Here is a 20,629-nt window from a genome sequence, read left to right as displayed (position 1 = left end):
AAGCTACTCAATGATACTGCATTCTTTTTCTAATATTTTTGAAATGGTTTTAGCCTTATTCAAAATCATGATATGTGTACCATTATCAACTTCAATAGAGTTTTTTATATGTTTTATAGGAAATATTTCATCCTTATTACCGTGTATATGCAATACATAATCTAATTCTTCTTGTTGTTGCCAATGTAAAACAGAATGTATTGCCCAGTTCAAATAATCTGTATCATTTACAGATAAGTACAACTTGTACAAATGAGTTCTTTTTTTCAAAAAACTACCCAAAAACCAGTATTGATAATTTTCTATGTTTTGTACAATACTTGTAGGAAACAGTTTATATGCTTTGGTTTTTTGTGCAATTTTTAAACGTTTAGGTAATTCTTTTCTACTTTTAATACTAGATATAATAATTACTCTTTTAAAATTAATGATTTTACTCATTTCTTGCACCATCACACCACCAAACGAAACACCTACTAAAATAGGATTGTCATGTGTAATTTGCTCACACATGCGTTGTGCATAATTGTCAATAGGTTCAGTAACACTTAAGGGAGGTAACCACTCTAAAAAATGCATTTCAAAAGCAGTTGCCGGTAATTGAATGCGCTCAAATATCTTCGTATTGGCAGCTAAACCGGGTACGAAATATACATGAGCTTTTTCCATTTATTCAAAAAATTTATTTTCTAGTAAAATATCTTGAACATACTCATTCACAGCTATTAATTCAGTAGGAACTTCATCTGTCCACAATCTAATTTTAATTTGTTTTCCTTTGTATGTTATATATGTACTAGGTAGATCTGTAATTTTAGGATTATCATATACATCTTTAAATGAAGAGAAATCTTTTATAGTAAGCTTTTCTTTTAATGTTGTAAATTGCTCTTCAGACAATTGAATTTCTCTAATTCCTTTTTCTATTACATACTCTTTTCCGTTGTAGGTAAGTTTACCATCACTATTTATAGTTACTTCATACACAGGGCAATCTCCAAAACAAGGAGTTTTTTTGATAGAGAATAAAGGGCTTTTTGCTCTTTCTATAGCTTTTTGAGCAGTCATAATTCCGTTCAATTCTACTGATTTGAATTCTTCTGACTGTTGCAGTCTTTCTAACCAAAAATCTCTTTTCTCTGCCGGAACTTTGATCAATGCTATCTTAGTATTTTCTGTATCAAAAATTAACTTTTCCCATTGTAAACCACTATTGGTAATTAAAGCTTTGGCAGCCTCTACATTTTTAGGATTATTTAATACAACAATCAGCTCATCTTTTACCGCTTTAGGAGCTTCTTTTTCTTCTGTTTTAGTTTCTTCTTTATCAGAAGTGTTTTTAGGTGTACCACAACTTAGTACTAATAAAAATAGGGATAGGTAGATAAATTTCATTTTTGTTATTTTATGCATAAAGGGCAATTTTAGTGCCAATTTACGCAATAACTTTTGCATCTACAAAATCAAAACGTACTAATCCGTCTTCGTCAATTTTTGTTAAGGTTACTTCATGAAGCGTATTTACCAACTCCGGATTCCACGGTGCTTTTACTTTTACATAATTTTCTGTAAAACCGTGAATATAGCCTTCTTTGTTTTCACTTTCAAACAATACGGTTAAGGTATTTCCTATCTGACTTTCATAAAACGCTCTTCGTTTTTTTACCGATAAACCACGTAACATTTTACTACGCTTTGCACGTTTGTTTTTAGGTACCACACCATCCATATCAACAGCTTCGGTATTTGGTCTTTCTGAATAGGTAAACACGTGTAAATATGAAATATCTAATTCAGATAAGTAGTTGTAGGTCTCTAAGAACAATTCATCCGTTTCACCAGGAAAACCAACAATTACATCTACACCAATACATGCATTTGGCATTACTTCTTTGATCTTTGCAACTCTGTCGGTATATACTTTACGTAAGTAACGACGCTTCATTTTCTTTAACAATTCATCGCTACCCGATTGTAACGGAATATGAAAATGCGGCACAAAAGTATCGGAGTTCGAAACAAAATCTATTGTTTCATCTTTTAATAAGTTCGGTTCAATAGATGAAATACGTAAACGGTGAATTCCTTCTACTGTATCTAATGCCTGAACCAATTCTAAAAACGTATGTTCGTGGCGCTTGTTACCAAATTCACCTTTTCCGTAGTCACCAATATTTACACCTGTCAACACGATTTCTTTAATTCCTTTTTCAGAGATCTCTTTGGCGTTTTTTAATACATTCTCTAACGTATCACTACGAGAAATTCCACGTGCTAACGGAATGGTACAATACGTACATTTATAATCACAACCGTCTTGCACTTTTAAAAATGCACGGGTTCTATCGCCAATAGAGTATGAGCCTACATAAAAATCAGCCTCTTCAATTTCGCACGAATGCACTTCACCAATATCGTTTTTGGTCAAGTCGTTAATATAGCTGGTTACATTAAACTTTTCGGTTGCACCCAAAACCAAATCTACACCATCCACTGCGGCTAATTCTTCAGGTTTTAATTGCGCATAACAACCTACACCAATAATAAAAGCCTCTTCGTTTTGTTTTAAAGCAGATTTTACAATGGTTTTAAAACGCTTATCGGCATTATCGGTTACCGAGCACGTGTTAATTACATATACATCTGCCTTTTCTTCAAACTCTACACGCTCAAAACCCTCGTTAACAAAGTTACGAGCAATGGTTGATGTTTCTGAAAAATTAAGTTTACACCCAAGTGTGTAAAAAGCTACTTTTTTATCTGCATTCATCTTTTCTCTATCCTTAATAAAAAATAAAAGCTTTGGATAAGTCTTTATTTTTTTAGAAGTTCGTATAGTTTATCTCAAACCGCATTTGAGGGTGCAAAAGTACAACTAAAAGATGATTTTTGAAACAGAAAGATTACGGATTAGAAAATTGAAACTTTCTGATATTGAGGGTTTTTATGAATTGGAAAGTAATCCGAAGGTATTGCAATATGCTACAGGTGAAGCAAAATCATTTGAAGGGTGTAAAACCAACTTACAAGAAGTCATTGAAAAGTACGATAAACCCAACAACGATTTTTGGATCTACGCTGCAATAAGAAAGCAAGACAATGCTTTTGTAGGTACGGTGGCTTTTGTAAAAGAAGGTGTTGATGATGAAATTGGTTACCGACTTGTTGAGCGCTTTTGGGGCAATGGCTACGGATATGAGGTTTGTAAAGGAATGATTACCTATGCAAAACAATTAGAAATGCCAAAGCTGATAGGAAATGTGGTAGATGAAAATATAGCGTCAGCTAAAATATTAGTAAAGTTAGGGTTTACGCCAATTGAACATTTTGTAAGTGAAGATATTAAACTACCAGAAACTAAATACGAACTTATTTTATGATTTTTAAGAGAGAAGAGAAAAGAGAAAAGAGAAGAGAGAAGAAGCTTGTTAGATTGAATGAAATGAAATCAAAAGCTATCTTGGTTCTTGGTTCTTGTCTCTTGGTTCTCAATCTAACTTCCTGCGGAAAGAAAAAATCACAGTTTACAGATGCTGAAGTATTTCGTTATAACGAACACTCAAACATTACGTCGTTAGATCCTGCTTTTGCCAAAGACCAGCGTAATATTTGGGCGGTGAACCAATTGTATAACGGATTGGTACAACTGGATGACAGCTTACATGTGCAACCCGGTATTGCCAAAAGTTGGACGATCTCTGAAGATGGAAAAACCTACACGTTCCATTTACGTAACAATGTGCAGTTTCATAAACACTCAATTTTTGGGGCAGATTCCACCCGAAACGTAACCGCACACGATTTTACCTATTCGTTTAACCGATTGTTAGATGAAAAAGTAGCCTCACCTGGTGGTTGGGTATTACAAAATGTAGATACGTACACCGCTGAAAATGATTCGGTATTTACCATTAACTTAAAACAACCGTTTCCGCCATTTTTAGGTTTGTTGGCTATGAAATACTGTTCGGTAGTACCGAAAGAAGCAGTAGAAACTTTTGGTAATGAGTTTAGAGCAAATCCCATTGGTACAGGGCCTTTTCAACATAAATTGTGGGTAGAAAATACCAAGTTGGTATTGCGTAAAAATCCGTTGTATTTTGAAATCGATGCTATCGGAAAGCCATTACCTTATTTAGAAGCTGTGGCGGTTACTTTTTTACCCGATAAACAAAGTGAATTTCTGCAATTTATACAAGGTAATTTAGACTTTATGAAAAGCTTAGATGCTTCGTATAAAGATGAAATTTTAGCGACTGATGGCACGTTGCAACCCAAATATGCCAACCGCATTCACATGCAAACAGGTGCGTATTTGAATACAGAGTATTTAGGTATTTATTTAGAGGGGGAAACTAGCGAACCAACGCAATCTAAACTGATACGACAAGCCATTAACTACGGTTTTGATCGTGAAAAGATGGTCAAATTCTTACGTAACGGAATTGGTACACCGGCAGTAAACGGATTTATACCTAAAGGATTACCCTCTTTTAACAACCAACAAGGGTATAGCTACCAACCGCAAAAAGCCAAGGAATTACTAGCACAATACATTGCTGAAACTGGTAATAACAACCCTCAAATTACCATAACTACCAACAGTAATTATTTGGATTTATGTGAATTTATGCAACGCGAATTACAAAAATTAGGGTTACAAACGAAGGTAGATGTAATACCGCCCTCAACCTTACGACAAGGAAAAGCCAATGGTAAATTGCCTATTTTTAGAGCGAGTTGGATTGCCGATTACCCCGATGCCGAAAATTACCTGTCGTTGTTTTACAGTAAGAACTTTACCCCAAACGGACCTAATTATACGCATTTTAAAAGCGAAGCTTTTGACCAGCTATACGAAGAAGCCGTACAAGAAACCAATGACTCAAAACGCTACCAATTGTACCAACAAATGGATAGCATTATTATTGCCGAAGCACCCATAGTACCACTGTATTATGATGAAGTAATACGCTTTACCCAAAAAAATGTACACGGTTTGGGTATAAACCCTATTGATTTGTTGAATTTAAAGAGGGTTAAGAAGGAGTAGGCGAGAACAAGCAATTGCTTATAGCTTATTGTTGTGGACAGTTTTTTTTACCATCTTCCCATTTCCTCAAGTGTCTCAATGTCATAATATTTTTTTTCTTCAAACCCATCATTGTGTGCTTTCTCAAATAGAGCTATTACTTTTCTCTCATTTTCATCAAATTCATCTAAGTTGAGATTATCCAACCTACTTTTTATATTTTCCTTAATTAAACTAGGGTAAAATTGATATTCAGCGAGTTGGTATCCAACTCTACTTCCAGAAGTCATCCAACTACGCTTTATGGATAGCCATAAATATTTAATCAGTTCAGTATCTTTTTCAATTAATTTAGGGAAGTTTTCTTCATAATGGTCTTTGTAGTTTTTATATACAACATCTAAGATTGAGCCTATTTCATCTTCAGCCAAAAATTCGTTATTGGTTAATAATTGATTAAAAAGTTCTTTTGCTATCGAGTTTCTTTCAGATAAAATTTTTGTGATAAACTCTTGGTCTATTTCTTTTTCAGATTTGAAAAGATAGTACCATTCATTATTTGAATATAATTTTCCTTTTTCTAACTGTTCGTTGGCATATAATATTCTGTCGCATAAATAGAAAGAAGAAAAATTCTTGTTTAATCTAATATGCTCCAAGATTAAGTTTTTCCTTGCTTCTTGGTCACTTATGTTTTTTAACATATCGGAAGCATAATGTAAAACAGTTATCAAATCTGAGCCTATTCCCCAAAACATACCACTTTTGTATTGTAAGTTTTTAGAATAGGTTAAAATTGAAAGAATTATATTTTGAAGTTTTGTTTCGTTAGATCCTTTACTTTTTATTTCAATCCAATTTAAAAACTGAAATAACTGTCCTTTATCATTAATTTCTTTTAAGGTATGCTCGTTTTCTTCTATTGAGTTTCTATTTATAAAGCTATCAAAGACATCTTCTTGAATATCGAAATGTGATAATTGAAGATTAAAATATCTATTAAAGTAACTTTTGTCTGCAACTCTTTTTCCGCGAATTAGGTCTCTTGGTGAATCAGGATTGAAACTATTAGCAGTATCAACTATAAACAATCTTTTTAATATTCTTTTAATTATTTTATCAAAATCTGTATTCTCAATGTATGCTTCTGTAGACTTTTCCTTGTCCGTATGAAATCCGAAATTATTTATGTTGTTGTTACTTTTGTATATAAGACTTTCTTTATTGTCGATAACAAAATGATATGCTTTTTGGTCAAATACTCTTAAGGATTCGATTAAAAGAAAATCCAAAATATTTAATTCGTTAAATATTGAAGGTAATCGAAGTTTGATACTATTGTTATATCTGTAAATATCTCTTAATGAAGAAAAAAAATCTATAAAAGGTTCATCTTTGATTGAATCATTTAAATCTTTAATTTTATTTGTTATTTCCTCAACATTAAAAAGTTGATTTAAGTTATCTATAAATAATCTAGCTATATCTTCTCTGGATATAGATGGTAATGTATAATCGACTTGTACTATTTTTTCAATGTATTTTTTTCCATTTCTTCCAAATTGATTTTTCAGTGCAGTTTCGACTACATTTTGGTCATAAGCCAAAATGAAAATGGTATTTGCAAAATTTCCATTTAATTTAATCAATTGAAAAATATCAGTTATTTCAGTAGGTGTTAATCTGTCTATATCATCAATTGTTATATATAATTTTACTTTTGATTCAATTAGAATATCATCTATTTCCATTTTTAATTCAACAAGTTCTTTTTCTTTTCCTGCTGTTTTAAATAGGTTTTTTAACATTTTTATAGCTTCTCCTGCACCTGAATGTACATAATTAACCCAATTTAAGTATTCTAAAAATTCAGCAATTTTTTTTGAAGCGTTTTTTAGTTTCTCCGAATTGTTTTTGAGTTTCAGAATTAATTCTCTTAAGAATACAGTTTGTAGTTCTTTTTGTCCAGAGAACATCCAAGGATTGAATCTTAAAATAATAATCTCTTGGTCATTAATTTTTGAGAGTTGTTTAACTTCGTTTATTATGAAATTTAGTAGGGTTGACTTGCCAGAACCCCAAGTTCCATTAATTCCAAGAACTATACTTTCATTATTATCTTTAAATGAATTAACTAAACCAGATGCAATTTCATAGGCAAAAGGATGTCTTCCTAACTTATCTGTTGAATTTTCTTTTAGTGGTAAATCTGTATGCATTCTTTGGTTAGGTTAAATTGCATACAACTTGTTTACATCCATGCAAAATATATATTTAGTAATCCTTTTTTGGAGTATAAACGTAGTTATATAGCAATTTTAGTTTTTCAATTTTTAGCAATTTAAAAGATAAACTCAATGTAATCAATTTAAAGCAGTAAAAGTTATTGACTAGTTTTTAACAGTTTAGCAGAGTTTGTGCATAAAAATGTGGTTTTAAATGAAGTAATGTGATAGTGATGTAGAGATTGCTTCGTACCTCGCAATGACGTCCCGTTCGTCATTACGAGGGAGTGTGCGACCGAAGTAATCTTTTTGTTGGTAAGCCATATGGTTTAGATTGCTTCGTTCCTCGCAATGACGTATTGTTTGTCATTACAAGGGAGTGTACGACCGAAGTAATCTGCCAAAAAGAAGAAAAAAATAGAGCATCAACCTGAACTTGTTTCAGGTTCTCATAATGAGATTAGCTCACGCTGAACTTCGTTTCCTGTCTTATTGAAATAAATTCAGCACAAGCCATAGAAATGACAAGTTTACCTTAGATTGTTTCGTTCCTCGCAATGACGTCCCGTTCGTCATTACGAGGGAATTTACGACTGAAGTAATCTTTTTGTTTGGAATTCATATGTTTAGATTGCTTCGTTTCTCGCAATTATGTAATAAAAAAACCGGTATTTAAAATACCAGTTCTTTAATTTTTTGTTTGATGGTGTTGGCAATATTGGTTGGGTAACTGCGGTCGCCCATAAATACATCTGCCATAGCTTCGCTAAAGCGTTGCCCGTGTTTTTTTAAGACCAGGTTGCGTATTTTGGTTTGCTCATAAAACCATTTAGAAAGCCACAATCCGGTTTTAATTTCAGGTATAAGTTTTACCTCCAATTTTTGGTTGTATAGGGCTGCTGCTTCGGTTGGGTTTAGTTGTGCCTCGGCAATACTTTCTGCTGCCAATACACCACTATAAATAGCGTTAGAGATACCTTCGGCAGTAATTGGGTCTGCAAAACCCGCAGCATCTCCAATTAAAAACACGTTGTTTTTTACAAATCCGTCTGTACGAGGCGCTACCGGTATTTGAAATCCGTGTTGGGTTTGGTTTTTTACTTCTTTAATTCCCAGGGTTTCTAAATATTCGGTGTAAAACTTCTTAAGGTTTATTTTGGTTCTTTTTCCAGAAGCTACTCCTAATGATAAGTGATTTTTTTTAGGGAAGCTCCACGCATACCCATGAGGTATGGCATCTATATCAAAACGCACTTCATTTTTAAGGCGATTAAAATCTTCTTCAGAAACTTCTACTTCATATTCCAATGCAGGAATCAATTTACGTGTATCTTCTTTCCAACCTGCAAGTTTTGCAGTTGGGCTTAAAGCACCATCGGCAGCAATCACAAAAGTGGCTGTAAGTTGTGTTTGAGAGGTGGTAATGATGTTTTTACCATTACTAAACTCTAAGCTTGTTAACTTGTGCTCTTGCAATAACGTAACGCCTAATTCTTTGGCTTTTTCTACCAATAAATTGTCAAAAGAATCACGCATTACCATACTTATAATTGGATTTTCTCTTTTGTTAGTAAAGTGCAGAGAGTCGCCTAAAAAAACATCTATTTTATAAAACTCACGTTCTACAATATCGCTAATGTCAAAAGGTAAGTCTTTACGTCCGCGGTATACAAATCCGCCACCACAGGTTTTATAACGAGGTAATTTTTCTTTTTCAATAAGTACCGTAGAAATACCGTTTTTGGCTAAATGAAATGCAGCCGAAGCTCCAGCAGGACCGCTACCAATAATAGCAACATCAAAATGATTCATAAATTTTTTTATTTGATTTAACCATTGTTCATTTTTAAGAAAATCCTGTCAATTCGAGTGAATTTTACGATTGAAATGAGTAAAATTTGTATCGAGAATAGGGTTTTTCGACTTTTGAATCAGTTCTCGATACATTTTTTCTTCCTGTAACCAGAAAAAACACTCGAACTGACATTTTAAGTCTAAGTTCATTTAAAAATACACAATGGGTTAGTTAGTTTTTACGAATATAAGAATTACAGTTCGTTAAGTTGCTCATAATGATATTTTTATTGTCATTACGAGAGAGTGTACAACCGAAGTAATCTGCCTAAAAGGAGAGAATGAAAAAGGAAGTTAACCTGAACTTATTTCAGGTTCTCATGTAGAGATTCCTGTTTTCACAGGAATGACAGTTTAAATTTATCAAATTGCTTCACTTTTATTTCAATTACACTCAAGTAATACGCATTGACATACCACACGTCATTATGAGAGAGTGTACGACCGAAGTAATCTTTTTATTGGTAACCAATATAGTTTAGATTGCTTCGCACAATGACAAAAAAGGAGGCTCAAAGCCTCCTCATTATTATAATTCATTTACAAAATCTAAAAATACTTTTTTATGGCGTTCTAAATCCATGTTTGCAGATAATGCTACACGTGCAATATAGTCTTTGTCACCTTCTTTAGTAGTTCCTTGGGTTGAGGTGGCAGGTATGGTCCAATAACATCCTTTTAATTGTCCGTAACTCACACAATACTTGCTTTCCTCTGGAATTTCAGTGATCATTTTGTTGATCAATTGTAAATTCAATGCGCGCTTATAGGCTTCTCTTTCTTCTTCTGTATTTCCTTTAGTAGGTAAGTCTAATGAAAATACCGATGGCGTAAATCCTTGTGCAGCTAATTCTTCCGACACAAAATTGATTTTAGCCGTAGGTAATACTTCTTCAATAAAATTGACAAATTCACGTGTGTTTTTGTACGCTCCTTCAATGCGTTGTAACATCGATGGTAATTGTTTTGCTAAAATGTCAAGCTGTAAATTGGTTGCTTCATTATCGCATAATTTTATGTGTACATCAATCTTATCCATTAACGAAGCGGCTTTGGTGTTGGCAACACAATAACCAGCAGTACATTTACCACCACTTGGGAATTTAGAGCCGCTTACATACGCAATAGTTCTTACCGATGAAAGTATTTCATCATCACCTAAAAAGTGAACATTCGGACAAAAAGTTTGGTCTAGTACAAACACAGGATCCACCGCAATATTTCCTGTCGCCGTTTTACGTGGTACGCTCAATACTTCTTTTAATTTGATAAGGTCTGGAACTTCCACTCTTGGGTTGGTAGGTATTTCTGCAATGATATACGGAACTGCGTCTTGGTTGGCAATTTCATTCAATACCATATCAATGCTCAGTACCATGTTATTACCACCATCTACAGGTAAATCCATTACTTCAACATGGTCTAAACAAGCCGCTACACGACGCGCTTGGTCGTTCGTACCTCCGTAACAGTTAGGAGGCACCACAATTTTAATAGCCTTTTCTGGGTGATTTTCCAAGGCGTGGTCTATTAACCCCATCATAATAGCATATTGTATAGAAAGTCCGCTTGAACCTACTATTGCATTGGTTTTAGACTCGGTAATGTTTTTTACCGAATTGATTACCGCTGTTTTGTTCGCTTGCCTATCATACGCAACGTTATTTACAGGAAGTCCGGTTAACTGTTGCAACGCCACCAACGTGTTGGCAGGTGTCATAGCTATGGTTTCGCGTCTTCGTACATGCTGAATTTCGGAAATATAGTGTTCGTTATCTTTTCCGTTAACTAACAAAATACTTCCTAAATCGGCGTTGGTGTTGATAAAGAAATCCACCTTTGGTGATAGGGTAAAGTCACAAACATTCTCTTTTTCAGAAACGAATACTGTGCTTCCGTTAAAATCCGCAATATCGTCTACACTACCAATCTTTTTAACTTCGAATTGATATCCGTATACGCTTTTAACCAAATCCACATCAAAATGTGCTGGTAATTGATTGGTATATACAATTTGAGTGTTTGTGTTGGTCAATAAATTTTTACGTAACACCGCTAAAATAGGGGTGGTTTTTGAAGAAAAACTAATTACATTGTTGGCCTTTAAGTTATGCAAATTAGCAATTGTCCATTCTAAAACAGATGATAACGGGTGACCAAGTCGAATATAGTCATAAGCAGTAGGTAGTTCGCTTAAGGTTTCGGTGTCTGAAACATGGTTGCTGTATAAATTTTCAAACTCTTCTAAAAACTCGGTTTTAGCTAAGGATTCGTTGTAAATATCTAATCGGTGAGTTGTTAAATTCAACCAATCGGCAGGCATATTTTTAACAACGTCTTTTATGTAGTTTAGTAGTGTATTACTGTGCATAATTGTAACCTTAATTTAGGTCAGCAAAGATACGGTAAATAGAATTTTTAAGAATAAGGTATTGGGTATTATTACCAATTTACACGTGCCATAATAGGGAAGTGGTCGGAGTATTTGTGCTTAAAGGTTTGGTAATTATTTATTTCTGATGATGGATCGGTCAAAATAAAATCAATACGCATCGGAAAAACATAGTTAAAGCTTTTTCCTAACCCCGAACCTGCTTGTGCAAAGGCATCTTTTTTACCCTTGCTAATTTGTCTGTATACCCAAGAGTAAGCAGTGTTGTTAAAATCGCCACACACAATTTTTTTACCTTTCCATTGTTTTTCATGTGCTAAAAACTGTTCGGTTTGAGTGGCTTGTTTTTGGAATCCTATTTCCAAACGTTCAATAAGTTTTTCAGAGTTTTCTTGTCCGAAGTTTTCTTTTGTTGGATTTATTTTTAACGATTGCAAATGCACGTTATACACACGCACAGTATCTTTTCCTTTTTTGATATCGATGAAAATAGCATTGTTGGCACTTTCTTTAAAGTCTAATGAACCCTTGTTAATGATTGGGAATTTTGAGAAAATAGCCAATCCAAAGTTTTTGTGTTTAGATTTAGGGACAAAATATGAATACGGGTATTGTAGGTTTCTTTTATCAGAATGATGATACTCTTGAATGGCTAAAATATCCGGATCTTTTTGATTGATGAATTCCACTATCTTTTCATCTACAGCCTCGTCTTCAATCCACTTATAAAAGTTAAACATACGCACATTGTAGCTCATTACTTTTACATCGTCATTTAAGAAAGTTTTCTTTCCGGAAATTTTAAAGAAAGGCGATGAAAATACAAGTCCGATACCCAATACTACCCCTGAAAGAATTAGGTATTTTTTTAAGCGGATCAACCAATACACAAAAAAGCCGACATTAATAATAATCAATAGTGGAACAGCTAAACTCAATACCGAAAATAACGGAACGGTTTTAGGAGAAATATAAGGCAAAAAATAGGCAAACAACAGAATTGCTGCACATAGTGAGTTGACAAAATATAGGAGTTTGTCAAATAAAGAAAATGATTTTTTAGTAGCCACTAATTTTTTCCTTGTTTAAATAAAAACTCTTTTTCAGCTTTGGTTAATGCATCGTAACCCGATTTGCTAATCTTATCTAAAATAGCATCAATTTTTTCTTGATTATTTGATTTAGGGGCAGTTCTGTTTCGTTTGTTACCCGAATTATGAACTGTTTTTAGGGGCTTATTTTTTTTAGTAAAAAGCTCTTTTACAGGTTTAAAGATATCAATTTCTTTGTTACTAGCCTTGCGTACATATAAAAAACCGAATAGAGCGCCCCCTAAATGCGCTAAATGCCCGCCTGCGTTACCCGCAGGAATTTGAATAACATCTAACAACACCCAAAAAGAGGCTAAATGCCATAGTTTTATATAGCCTATTAACGGAATTCGTAATTGGTAATTGGGTAAATACGTAGCAATACCAATAAATATGGCAGAAATACCCGCAGAAGCACCCACTAAAATATTGTTATGGGCATCTTTGGCAAAGGCAGGTAAATAATTGTAGCTTACCAAGAATAGAATACCTCCAAACACGGTTCCGTATAAATAAAAGTTTAGGAGTTGTTTACCGGTAAAATATTGTTTAAACAAATGACCAATGTAATATAAAGCAACTAAATTTAGTAGAATATGAATAAAACCTCCGTGTAAAAATCCGTAGGTAACTATAGTCCAAGGTTTGGTAATAAAATCGTCAAAATTAGCAGGTAATGCAAACCATTTAATTAAAAAATTGGTACGCACTTGAAACATATAACCAAAGGTGTTGAATACAAAAACAAGGATGAAAACAGCTACATTAATATAAATTAACTGCTCTACAATACCTGCGTTTTTAAACCGATGTTTTAAGTTGTTTAATTCGTTCATTACCTAAATGTGAATTGATTTTTCCTCCAGTACCAAGCAATTAAAAATCCGATAACAGCACCACCAATATGAGCAAAGTGTGCAATATTTCCTACTGAATATTTGGTTACACCAAAGAATAAATCGGCAGCAATCATAATCGGAATAAAATATTTTGCGGCAATTGGCACCGGGAAAAAGATCAATGCCAGTTTAGCATTTGGGAATTGCATAGCAAAAGCCACTAGAATACCATAAATGGCTCCGGATGCACCTACAGCAGGAGTGTGGTATAACGAGTAAAACTCTCGCATAGTTTCATTAGGTAAAGTAATTATGCTTTCATTATACGAACCAGTATCTAACACATTTTGAATATCAGCTGCAGAAACACCTAAATTGATCAGTTGGTCATAAATACCGTTGAATTGGTAATAATTTACCAGTGTATAAATGACACCTGCACCAATACCTGCTGAAAAGTAAAAGAATAAAAATTTATTGCGTCCCCACATGTGTTCTAACGGAGAACCAAAAGCCCACAAAGCATACATGTTAAAAAGAATATGGTAAAAACCACCATGCATAAACATGTGGGTTACATATTGCCAAATACCAAAATGCTGGTTTTTTGGGAAGTGTAACGCAAATAAGTTGGTAAGATCCATGTTTAATAACATAGGAGCAACAAACATAATTACGTTGATAATAATAAGGTGTTTTATAGCTTGAGTTAAGTTTTGCATATTATTTATTAAAAATAGTATCTATTTCTGCTAAAGATAAGGTTTTAAATGTTGCTTTTCCAAAAGGAGAAATACTTGGTTCTTTGCATGAAAAAAGATCGTTTACTAAGTTTTCTTGTTCTTTTGCATTAAGAATAGTACCGGTTTTAATAGCTAGTGATTTGGCAAATGACTTTGCCATTACGTCAAAATGACTGAAACTAGCATCGGGTACTTCCATTTTAATATCGTCTAAAAGTTGTTCTAGTATTAAAGTGATTTGACTCTCGGTTATTGAAGTGGGTATTCCACCAATAACCACGCTTTCTTTGGTGAATTCGTTAAATACAAACCCTGCACTTTCTAAATCGGATTTTATGCTGTAAATCATTTCAATATCAGAAGAAGACAGTGAAATATTAACCGGGAATAACAATTGCTGACTACTGGCTTCTTGTACCGTAATATTGTGCAAGAACTCTTCATACAACACACGTTGATGTGCTAACGATTGGTGAATTAAAACCGCACCCGATTTAATAGAACTTAAAATATATTTTTTTTGAATTTGAAAGGTTTTGCCCGTTTCCGTTTCTTGTTCTGTGGTAAATAGTTGCTCTTGTTGTGGGGCTTCAAAAGTATCGGTATTCGTGTATAAAGATTCCCAACTACCTACTTCTTTTTTATACGAAGGTTGAAAGGGCCTTGCTCCGGAACTCGATGAAGCACCGACTGATTGCTGACTGATTTTTGCTTCCTCTTTAAAAGGGTTAAAGGTAGGATCTACAATAATTTTAGGAGTAGTAACTGGCTTTTTGTCTTTGAAATCATAAGGAGTATCCAACGTAGCATCTCTGTTAAAATCTAACACCGGAGCTACGTTATACTGACCTAAACTGTGTTTAACGGTAGCACGTAAAATGGCATACAAAGCTTTTTCGTTATCAAATTTGATCTCCGTTTTAGTGGGATGAATGTTAATATCAATACTTCCCGGAGGAACAGATAAATACAAAAAGTAAGAAGGGTGTGCATTATGCTCTAACAGTCCTTCAAACGCATTTGCCACAGCATGATTTAAATAGGAACTTTTGATAAAACGATCGTTAACAAAAAAGAACTGTTCACCTCTTTTTTTCTTAGCAAATTCGGGTTTGGCTGCAAATCCGCTAATGGTTAAAATATCAGTTTGCTCTTCAATAGGTACCAATTTTTCATTCATTTTACCTCCAAAAATTGCTACAATACGTTTACGTAAGTTGCTTTCTTTTAAGTGGTATACTTCATTACCGTTATGATGTAATAAAAATGAAATAGAAGGATGTGCTAAGGCTACACGCTGAAACTCATCAATAATATGACGCGTTTCAATGGTATCTGACTTTAAAAAATTTCTTCGCGCAGGTATATTGTAAAACAAATTTTTAACCGCAATACTTGTTCCTTTGGCAGTACTAATAACTTCTTGAGAAACTACAGTACTTCCTTCAATTTTAATGGCGGTACCTAAATCGTCATTTTCTTGTTTGGTTTTTAGTTCAACATGAGCAATAGCGGCAATAGAAGCTAATGCTTCACCTCTAAATCCTTTGGTATTTAAGTTGAATAGATCTTGTGCTTTACGAATTTTTGAAGTAGCATGACGCTCAAAACACAAACGTGCATCGGTGGCACTCATTCCTTTTCCATCATCAATTACCTGGATTAAAGTTTTACCGGCATCTTTTAATAGTAAAGTGATAGAAGTTGCTCCGGCATCAATAGAATTTTCAAGCAATTCTTTCACTACAGATGCAGGACGTTGAACTACTTCACCTGCCGCTATTTGATTGGCAACGTGATCTGGAAGTAATTGAATGATATCAGACATTAATTTTTGGATAAAAATATTGAAAGGTCAAAATCGATTAAAAACAAGAAAATAAACGTTAAGATCAAGGCAATAATAACGATGGTTTTATTAAAACGATACCCAGAAGATTTTAAATCATCCATTGCATCATTAAATTTGCCTTTCAAGCTTTTTTTCTTACCAACGGTAGTGCGAAACTCATCAAACTTATGCTTAAATTCATACGGATTGCCTTCACCTTTGTAATAACGTGGTTTGTAATCGAATTTTTTATTCTCTTTTTTAAAAATAGCCATAAATACTAGTATTGTTTAGTTAATTGTGCTCAAAAACCACACCAAAACAATAGCCTCAAATTTACTGAATTATAGAGAAGTGGTCAAGCAATGTTAATAACTATCATGAAAAGAAAAAGAACCAAGAAATTTAGTTGTTTATATTTCTTGGTTCTTTAGTTTATAAAGCTGTATGTAGTTAAAAACCGATGTTGTTTGAATGGATTTTTTGATTTTTAATAGCCGCCATTTTAATAGCCGCTACTGCACATTCAATACCTTTGTTTCCTAATTTTCCTCCCGAACGATCTATAGATTGTTGTTTGGTATTATCAGTTAACACACAAAAAATTACCGGAACGTCATATTTGATGTTCAGATCAACAATTCCTTGGGTTACACCTTCACAAACAAAATCGAAATGTTTGGTTTCTCCTTGAATAACGTTTCCGATGGCAATGATTGCATCTAACTTTTCAGTTTCAACCATTTTTTTGCATCCGTATATTAATTCAAAACTCCCGGGAACGTCCCAAGAAATAATGTTTTCTTGCGTAGCACCACAATCTAAAAGGGTTTCAATAGCACCTTTGTGCATGTTGCCGGTGATGTCTGCATTCCATTCAGAAACAACAATCCCAAATCGAAAATCTTTCGCATTTGGGATTGTGTTTTTATCGTAATAAGATAAGTTTGTTGTTGCCATTTTTTATAGTCATTGCGAATGAAATGAAGCAATCTCAAAAAGATTACTCCGTCATTCTATTCCTCGTAATGACGAAGAATTATGTTCTATTGAGCGTATTTAGCGCTGTTAATGTATTTTTCTATATCTCTACCTTGATCGGTTTTTGGATATTTATTTTTGATCGTTGTAAACAGCTCTTCTGCTTTTCCGTATTTTTTTAAAAGCATAGCTATTTGACCTGCTTTGAATAAAAATAATGGAGAAGTAAATTCATTATCTTTTTTGTTAGCTGCTTTTTCATAATATTCTAGAGCATCTTCAGGTTGGTTCACATCAGCAAAAGCATCACCAATAGCACCTAAAGCAGTTGGACCTAATAATTCATCATCAGAATCAAACTTTTCTAAATATTCAATAGCTTGTTCGTATTTTTTCATGTTTAAGTAAGAAATACCAGCATAATAATTTGCTAAATTTCCTGCTTTAGTACCACTATATACATCAGCAACATCTATGAAACCATATTTTCCGTCTCCTCCTTCTAATCCTAATACATATAAACTATCGGCAGCAGTTCCTGCAGAAGTTTGTGCTTTGTCAAAGAATGATCTTGGATATGCTAAATCATTTGAAGCCTTTACCTCAGTTGGCTCACTTACAAATTTAGTATATGCTAAATATCCTAAAATTAAGGCTGCAATAGCTATTAAACCATAAAATAAAGGCTTGCTATTTTTTTCAATCCATTGCTCAGATCTGTTAGCCGTTTCATCTAACGTATTAAATACTTCTGCAGTAGTACTTTGTGTTTCGTCAAATGTTTCATCAATAACTTCGTCTACAACCTTTTCTTTCTTAGGTTTATAACCTCTTTTCTTATATGTTGCCATAATTGCTTTAAAATTAGTGGCGACAAAAATAGTTTTTTTAATTGGATTTTAAAAACTGATTTTTCGTTAATTTGCGCTTCCTTTTGTAATTATAATATTGTTCATGTATCTGCAAAAAATATCATTAGTTAATTTTAAAAATATTGAAGCTCAAACTTTCGAATTTGAACAGAAAATTAACTGTTTTGTAGGTGATAATGGAGTGGGGAAGACCAATATTTTAGATGCTATTTATTATTTGTCTTTTGCTAAAAGTTATTTTAACCCCATAGCTGGTCAAAATATTAGACATCATCAAGATTTTTTTATGATTGAAGGAGAGTATTGGTTGCGTGATAGATTAGAAAAAATAGTTTGTTCTTTAAAAAAAGGACAAAAGAAGGTATTAAAACGTAACGATAAAGCTTACGAGAAGTTTTCTGAACATGTGGGGCAATTCCCGTTAGTAATCATATCGCCTGCTGATAGAGATTTGATTGTGGAAGGAAGTGAAACCCGAAGAAAGTTTATTGATGAAGTTATTTCTCAGCAAGATAAAAAATACCTGCAAGCGCTAATTGCTTATAATAAGGTGATTAGTCAGCGTAATGCGTTGTTAAAGTATTTTGCGGCTAATAGAACCTTTGATGCGCTAAACCTTAAAGTTTATGATGAGCAGTTAGTGAATTATGGTACTGTAATCTATGAAAAAAGAAAGGCTTTTTTAGAAGAGTTTGTATCTATATTTAATGAAAAACATCAAATAATTTCAGGCGATAAAGAGCAAGTAAATTTACGCTATAAAAGTCAGTTACACGAACACTCTTTGGAAGATTTATTACAGCAGAATTTAGAGAAAGATAAAATACTGCAATATACTTCTGCCGGAGTTCATAAAGATGATCTAAACTTTGAAATTGGAGAACACCCAATTAAAAAATTTGGATCTCAAGGGCAACAAAAAACATATTTAATTGCACTAAAACTAGCGCAATTTGAGTTTATAAAAAAACAATTGTCTATTACTCCTATATTGTTGTTGGACGATGTTTTTGATAAGTTAGATGAAAATAGAGTGTCGCATATTATTTCATTAGTAAACACCAATGAATTAGGGCAGATTTTTATTACAGATACACATTCTGAAAGAACAGAAAACGTATTACAGCAAAGTAACCAACCGTACCAAATTTTTAAATTGTAACCAATGACCAAACGAGAAAATGATAGCTTTTCTATAAAAGATTTAATGGGAAACTTTATCAAAGAAAATAAACTTGAAAAAGGATTTACAAAAATCCATATTCAAGAGGCTTGGGAAAAGTTAATGGGCGCAGGAGTAGTGTCATATACTAAAGAGGTTAAATTACAAAACGGAACTTTAATTGTAAGTTTAACATCTTCAGTATTACGAGAAGAATTAAGCTATGGTAAAGAAAAGATTATGAAAATGATCAATGAAGAAATGGGAGAGGAGTTGGTTAAGAAGCTAATACTGGTTTAGTTTTTTTATGTTTGCATCTTAAAATTAAAAACTATGAAATTAAAAACTTTAAAAATTACTTTAGTTTTAGTACTAAGTTTTCTATTTGTTAATTGTTCTGAAGAAAGAATTTCCGAACCGATTAATGAAATTGAATTAAATAAAACCAATATAACTTTAAATGTAGATGATACAGAGGTTCTTGAAGTTATTACGGAAATTAATGGTAAGAGTATTGAATGGATAAGTAGTGATGAAGAAATAGCAATAGTAGATTCAGATGGGATAGTGACTGCTAAAAAAGGAGGAGAAGTTATTATTATAGCTAAAGTAGATGAAGTAATTGCAGAAGCTTTGGTAACTGTAAATCCTGATGTTTTTGTTGTTGGATATATAAATGATGGTGATAAAGATATACCTGCTATATGGAAAAATGGAGAACTTCAACTGTTAGATGTAGGATTTGAATTCAAATATTTATACGGAACATCAATATTTGTGTCAGGACAGGATGTTTATGTTGGTGGGTATGGTTTTGATCTTGGTATAGATGATCAAGTTGCAATAGTATGGAAAAATAGTGAGCCAATAATTTTGTCTAGAGAAGGAGAAAATGCAATAACAAATTCTATATTTATAAGAGATAATAATGTGTATGTTTCAGGGCATGTCACATATTCTGGTTCAAATAACGGAATAATTTGGAAAAATTTTTCACAACAAAATATAATTGGAATAGAAGATGGTTCGATTGAAACTACCTCAGTTTATGTTTCTGAAAATGGAGATGAATATGTTTTAGGAAAAAGCATGTCTTATCATTATTATATGGTGTGGAAAAATGGAGAGCTTATTGAGCCAACATTTCAATCTGATCTTAGATCTGTTCAGTCTATTTACGAAAAAAATAATAATATTTACGTATTGGGGCATAGAGGGGAGTTTACTACATTTACTCCCACTATATGGAGGAATGGTATTCCAGAAAATGTTACCAATGAAACTGGACGTTATGAAGCTTCTTCTATGTTTGTTTCAGATGAAGGAGATGTTTATGTAATAGGTTCTAGGTTAGATTCAAGTAGAGAGAGCGGTATGGTGTGGGTAAACGGTGTGCCTCAAATGTTAGAGAGTACTACAGGTAATCATGTTAGACCTTATTCTATATATGTTGTTGGGGATGATGTTTATGTTTGTGGAATTGAGTGGTTCAACAATGGATATTCTTCAAAAGCAAAACTTTGGGTAAATGGAATTGAGAGTGAATTGCCAAACCAATCGGAAGATTCTGCAGCTTTAGCAGTTTTTGTTCGATAGAAGTCGAAATT

18 protein-coding genes are annotated in these 20,629 nt (G+C 33.2%); 5 read left to right on the top strand and 13 right to left on the bottom strand.

What is annotated here, in order from left to right; translation table 11 throughout:
• Positions 1–3: 3 nt before the first annotated feature.
• From SLH33_RS03600 to mtaB, 3 genes are read right to left on the bottom strand one after another with little or no spacing between them, the layout of a single operon-like run.
• Positions 4–669, bottom strand: a complete 666-nt coding sequence (locus SLH33_RS03600; RefSeq protein ID WP_320417709.1) for an alpha/beta hydrolase — start codon at positions 667–669, stop codon at positions 4–6.
• Entirely contained in the window at positions 670–1,395 is a 726-nt protein-coding gene (locus tag SLH33_RS03595) for a DUF6438 domain-containing protein (protein WP_320417708.1), read from the bottom strand.
• A gap of 40 nt (positions 1,396–1,435) precedes the next feature.
• On the bottom strand, positions 1,436–2,770 hold the full coding sequence (gene mtaB / locus SLH33_RS03590; protein ID WP_320417707.1) for a tRNA (N(6)-L-threonylcarbamoyladenosine(37)-C(2))-methylthiotransferase MtaB: 1,335 nt from the start codon (positions 2,768–2,770) through the stop codon (positions 1,436–1,438).
• Between the two features lie 112 nt (positions 2,771–2,882).
• Here mtaB and SLH33_RS03585 point away from each other — a divergent pair, with 112 nt between their 5' ends.
• On the top strand, positions 2,883–3,380 hold the full coding sequence (locus SLH33_RS03585; protein ID WP_320417706.1) for a GNAT family N-acetyltransferase: 498 nt from the start codon (positions 2,883–2,885) through the stop codon (positions 3,378–3,380).
• Positions 3,381–3,442: 62 nt separating this feature from the next.
• Complete coding sequence (locus tag SLH33_RS03580) at positions 3,443–5,053, top strand: ABC transporter substrate-binding protein (protein WP_320418146.1); 1,611 nt, start codon at positions 3,443–3,445, stop codon at positions 5,051–5,053.
• A gap of 47 nt (positions 5,054–5,100) precedes the next feature.
• Here the strand turns inward: SLH33_RS03580 and SLH33_RS03575 are convergent, their stop codons facing one another.
• The 10 genes from SLH33_RS03575 to SLH33_RS03530 all read right to left on the bottom strand — a co-directional run bounded on the left by SLH33_RS03575 (position 5,101) and on the right by SLH33_RS03530 (position 17,839).
• Positions 5,101–7,251 (bottom strand): P-loop NTPase fold protein, encoded by a 2,151-nt coding sequence (locus SLH33_RS03575; protein WP_320417705.1) that lies wholly within the window; start codon positions 7,249–7,251, stop codon positions 5,101–5,103.
• A 678-nt stretch (positions 7,252–7,929) separates the two neighbouring features.
• Positions 7,930–9,069, bottom strand: a complete 1,140-nt coding sequence (locus SLH33_RS03570; RefSeq protein WP_320417704.1) for a geranylgeranyl reductase family protein — start codon at positions 9,067–9,069, stop codon at positions 7,930–7,932.
• Positions 9,070–9,640: 571 nt separating this feature from the next.
• The gene (locus SLH33_RS03565) at positions 9,641–11,482 is read right to left on the bottom strand and encodes a cystathionine beta-synthase (protein WP_320417703.1); all 1,842 of its coding nucleotides are present in this window, start codon (positions 11,480–11,482) and stop codon (positions 9,641–9,643) included.
• Between the two features lie 71 nt (positions 11,483–11,553).
• Positions 11,554–12,573, bottom strand: coding sequence for an endonuclease/exonuclease/phosphatase family protein (locus SLH33_RS03560; protein ID WP_320417702.1), 1,020 nt, complete (start codon positions 12,571–12,573; stop codon positions 11,554–11,556).
• Positions 12,573–13,430, bottom strand: coding sequence for a rhomboid family intramembrane serine protease (locus SLH33_RS03555; RefSeq protein ID WP_320417701.1), 858 nt, complete (start codon positions 13,428–13,430; stop codon positions 12,573–12,575). The genes SLH33_RS03560 and SLH33_RS03555 overlap by 1 nt, the downstream gene beginning before the upstream one ends.
• Positions 13,430–14,155: a rhomboid family intramembrane serine protease gene (locus tag SLH33_RS03550; RefSeq protein ID WP_320417700.1), complete on the bottom strand. Its 726-nt coding sequence runs from the start codon at positions 14,153–14,155 to the stop codon at positions 13,430–13,432. The genes SLH33_RS03555 and SLH33_RS03550 overlap by 1 nt, the downstream gene beginning before the upstream one ends.
• Before the next feature lies 1 nt (position 14,156).
• Complete coding sequence (gene mutL / locus SLH33_RS03545; protein ID WP_320417699.1) at positions 14,157–16,004, bottom strand: DNA mismatch repair endonuclease MutL; 1,848 nt, start codon at positions 16,002–16,004, stop codon at positions 14,157–14,159.
• Complete coding sequence (locus SLH33_RS03540) at positions 16,004–16,282, bottom strand: riboflavin synthase subunit beta (RefSeq protein WP_320417698.1); 279 nt, start codon at positions 16,280–16,282, stop codon at positions 16,004–16,006. The genes mutL and SLH33_RS03540 overlap by 1 nt, the downstream gene beginning before the upstream one ends.
• A gap of 178 nt (positions 16,283–16,460) precedes the next feature.
• Positions 16,461–16,967 (bottom strand): 6,7-dimethyl-8-ribityllumazine synthase, encoded by a 507-nt coding sequence (ribH, locus tag SLH33_RS03535; protein ID WP_320417697.1) that lies wholly within the window; start codon positions 16,965–16,967, stop codon positions 16,461–16,463.
• 86 nt (positions 16,968–17,053) lie between these two features.
• The gene (locus tag SLH33_RS03530) at positions 17,054–17,839 is read right to left on the bottom strand and encodes a tetratricopeptide repeat protein (protein WP_320417696.1); all 786 of its coding nucleotides are present in this window, start codon (positions 17,837–17,839) and stop codon (positions 17,054–17,056) included.
• Positions 17,840–17,942: 103 nt separating this feature from the next.
• Between SLH33_RS03530 and recF the strand changes: the two genes are divergently transcribed.
• From recF to SLH33_RS03515, 3 genes are read left to right on the top strand one after another with little or no spacing between them, the layout of a single operon-like run.
• Positions 17,943–19,022 (top strand): DNA replication/repair protein RecF, encoded by a 1,080-nt coding sequence (gene recF / locus SLH33_RS03525; protein ID WP_320417695.1) that lies wholly within the window; start codon positions 17,943–17,945, stop codon positions 19,020–19,022.
• Positions 19,023–19,025: 3 nt separating this feature from the next.
• The gene (locus SLH33_RS03520; protein ID WP_320417694.1) at positions 19,026–19,322 is read left to right on the top strand and encodes a DUF721 domain-containing protein; all 297 of its coding nucleotides are present in this window, start codon (positions 19,026–19,028) and stop codon (positions 19,320–19,322) included.
• A 33-nt stretch (positions 19,323–19,355) separates the two neighbouring features.
• Positions 19,356–20,618, top strand: coding sequence for an Ig-like domain-containing protein (locus SLH33_RS03515; RefSeq protein WP_320417693.1), 1,263 nt, complete (start codon positions 19,356–19,358; stop codon positions 20,616–20,618).
• Positions 20,619–20,629: the final 11 nt, after the last annotated feature.

This window comes from Tenacibaculum sp. IB213877 (assembly GCF_034043975.1).
In the GTDB taxonomy this organism is placed as follows: domain Bacteria; phylum Bacteroidota; class Bacteroidia; order Flavobacteriales; family Flavobacteriaceae; genus Polaribacter.
The sequence above is the reverse complement of the archived record's forward strand: the minus strand, read 5'-3'. Positions and strand labels throughout refer to the sequence as shown.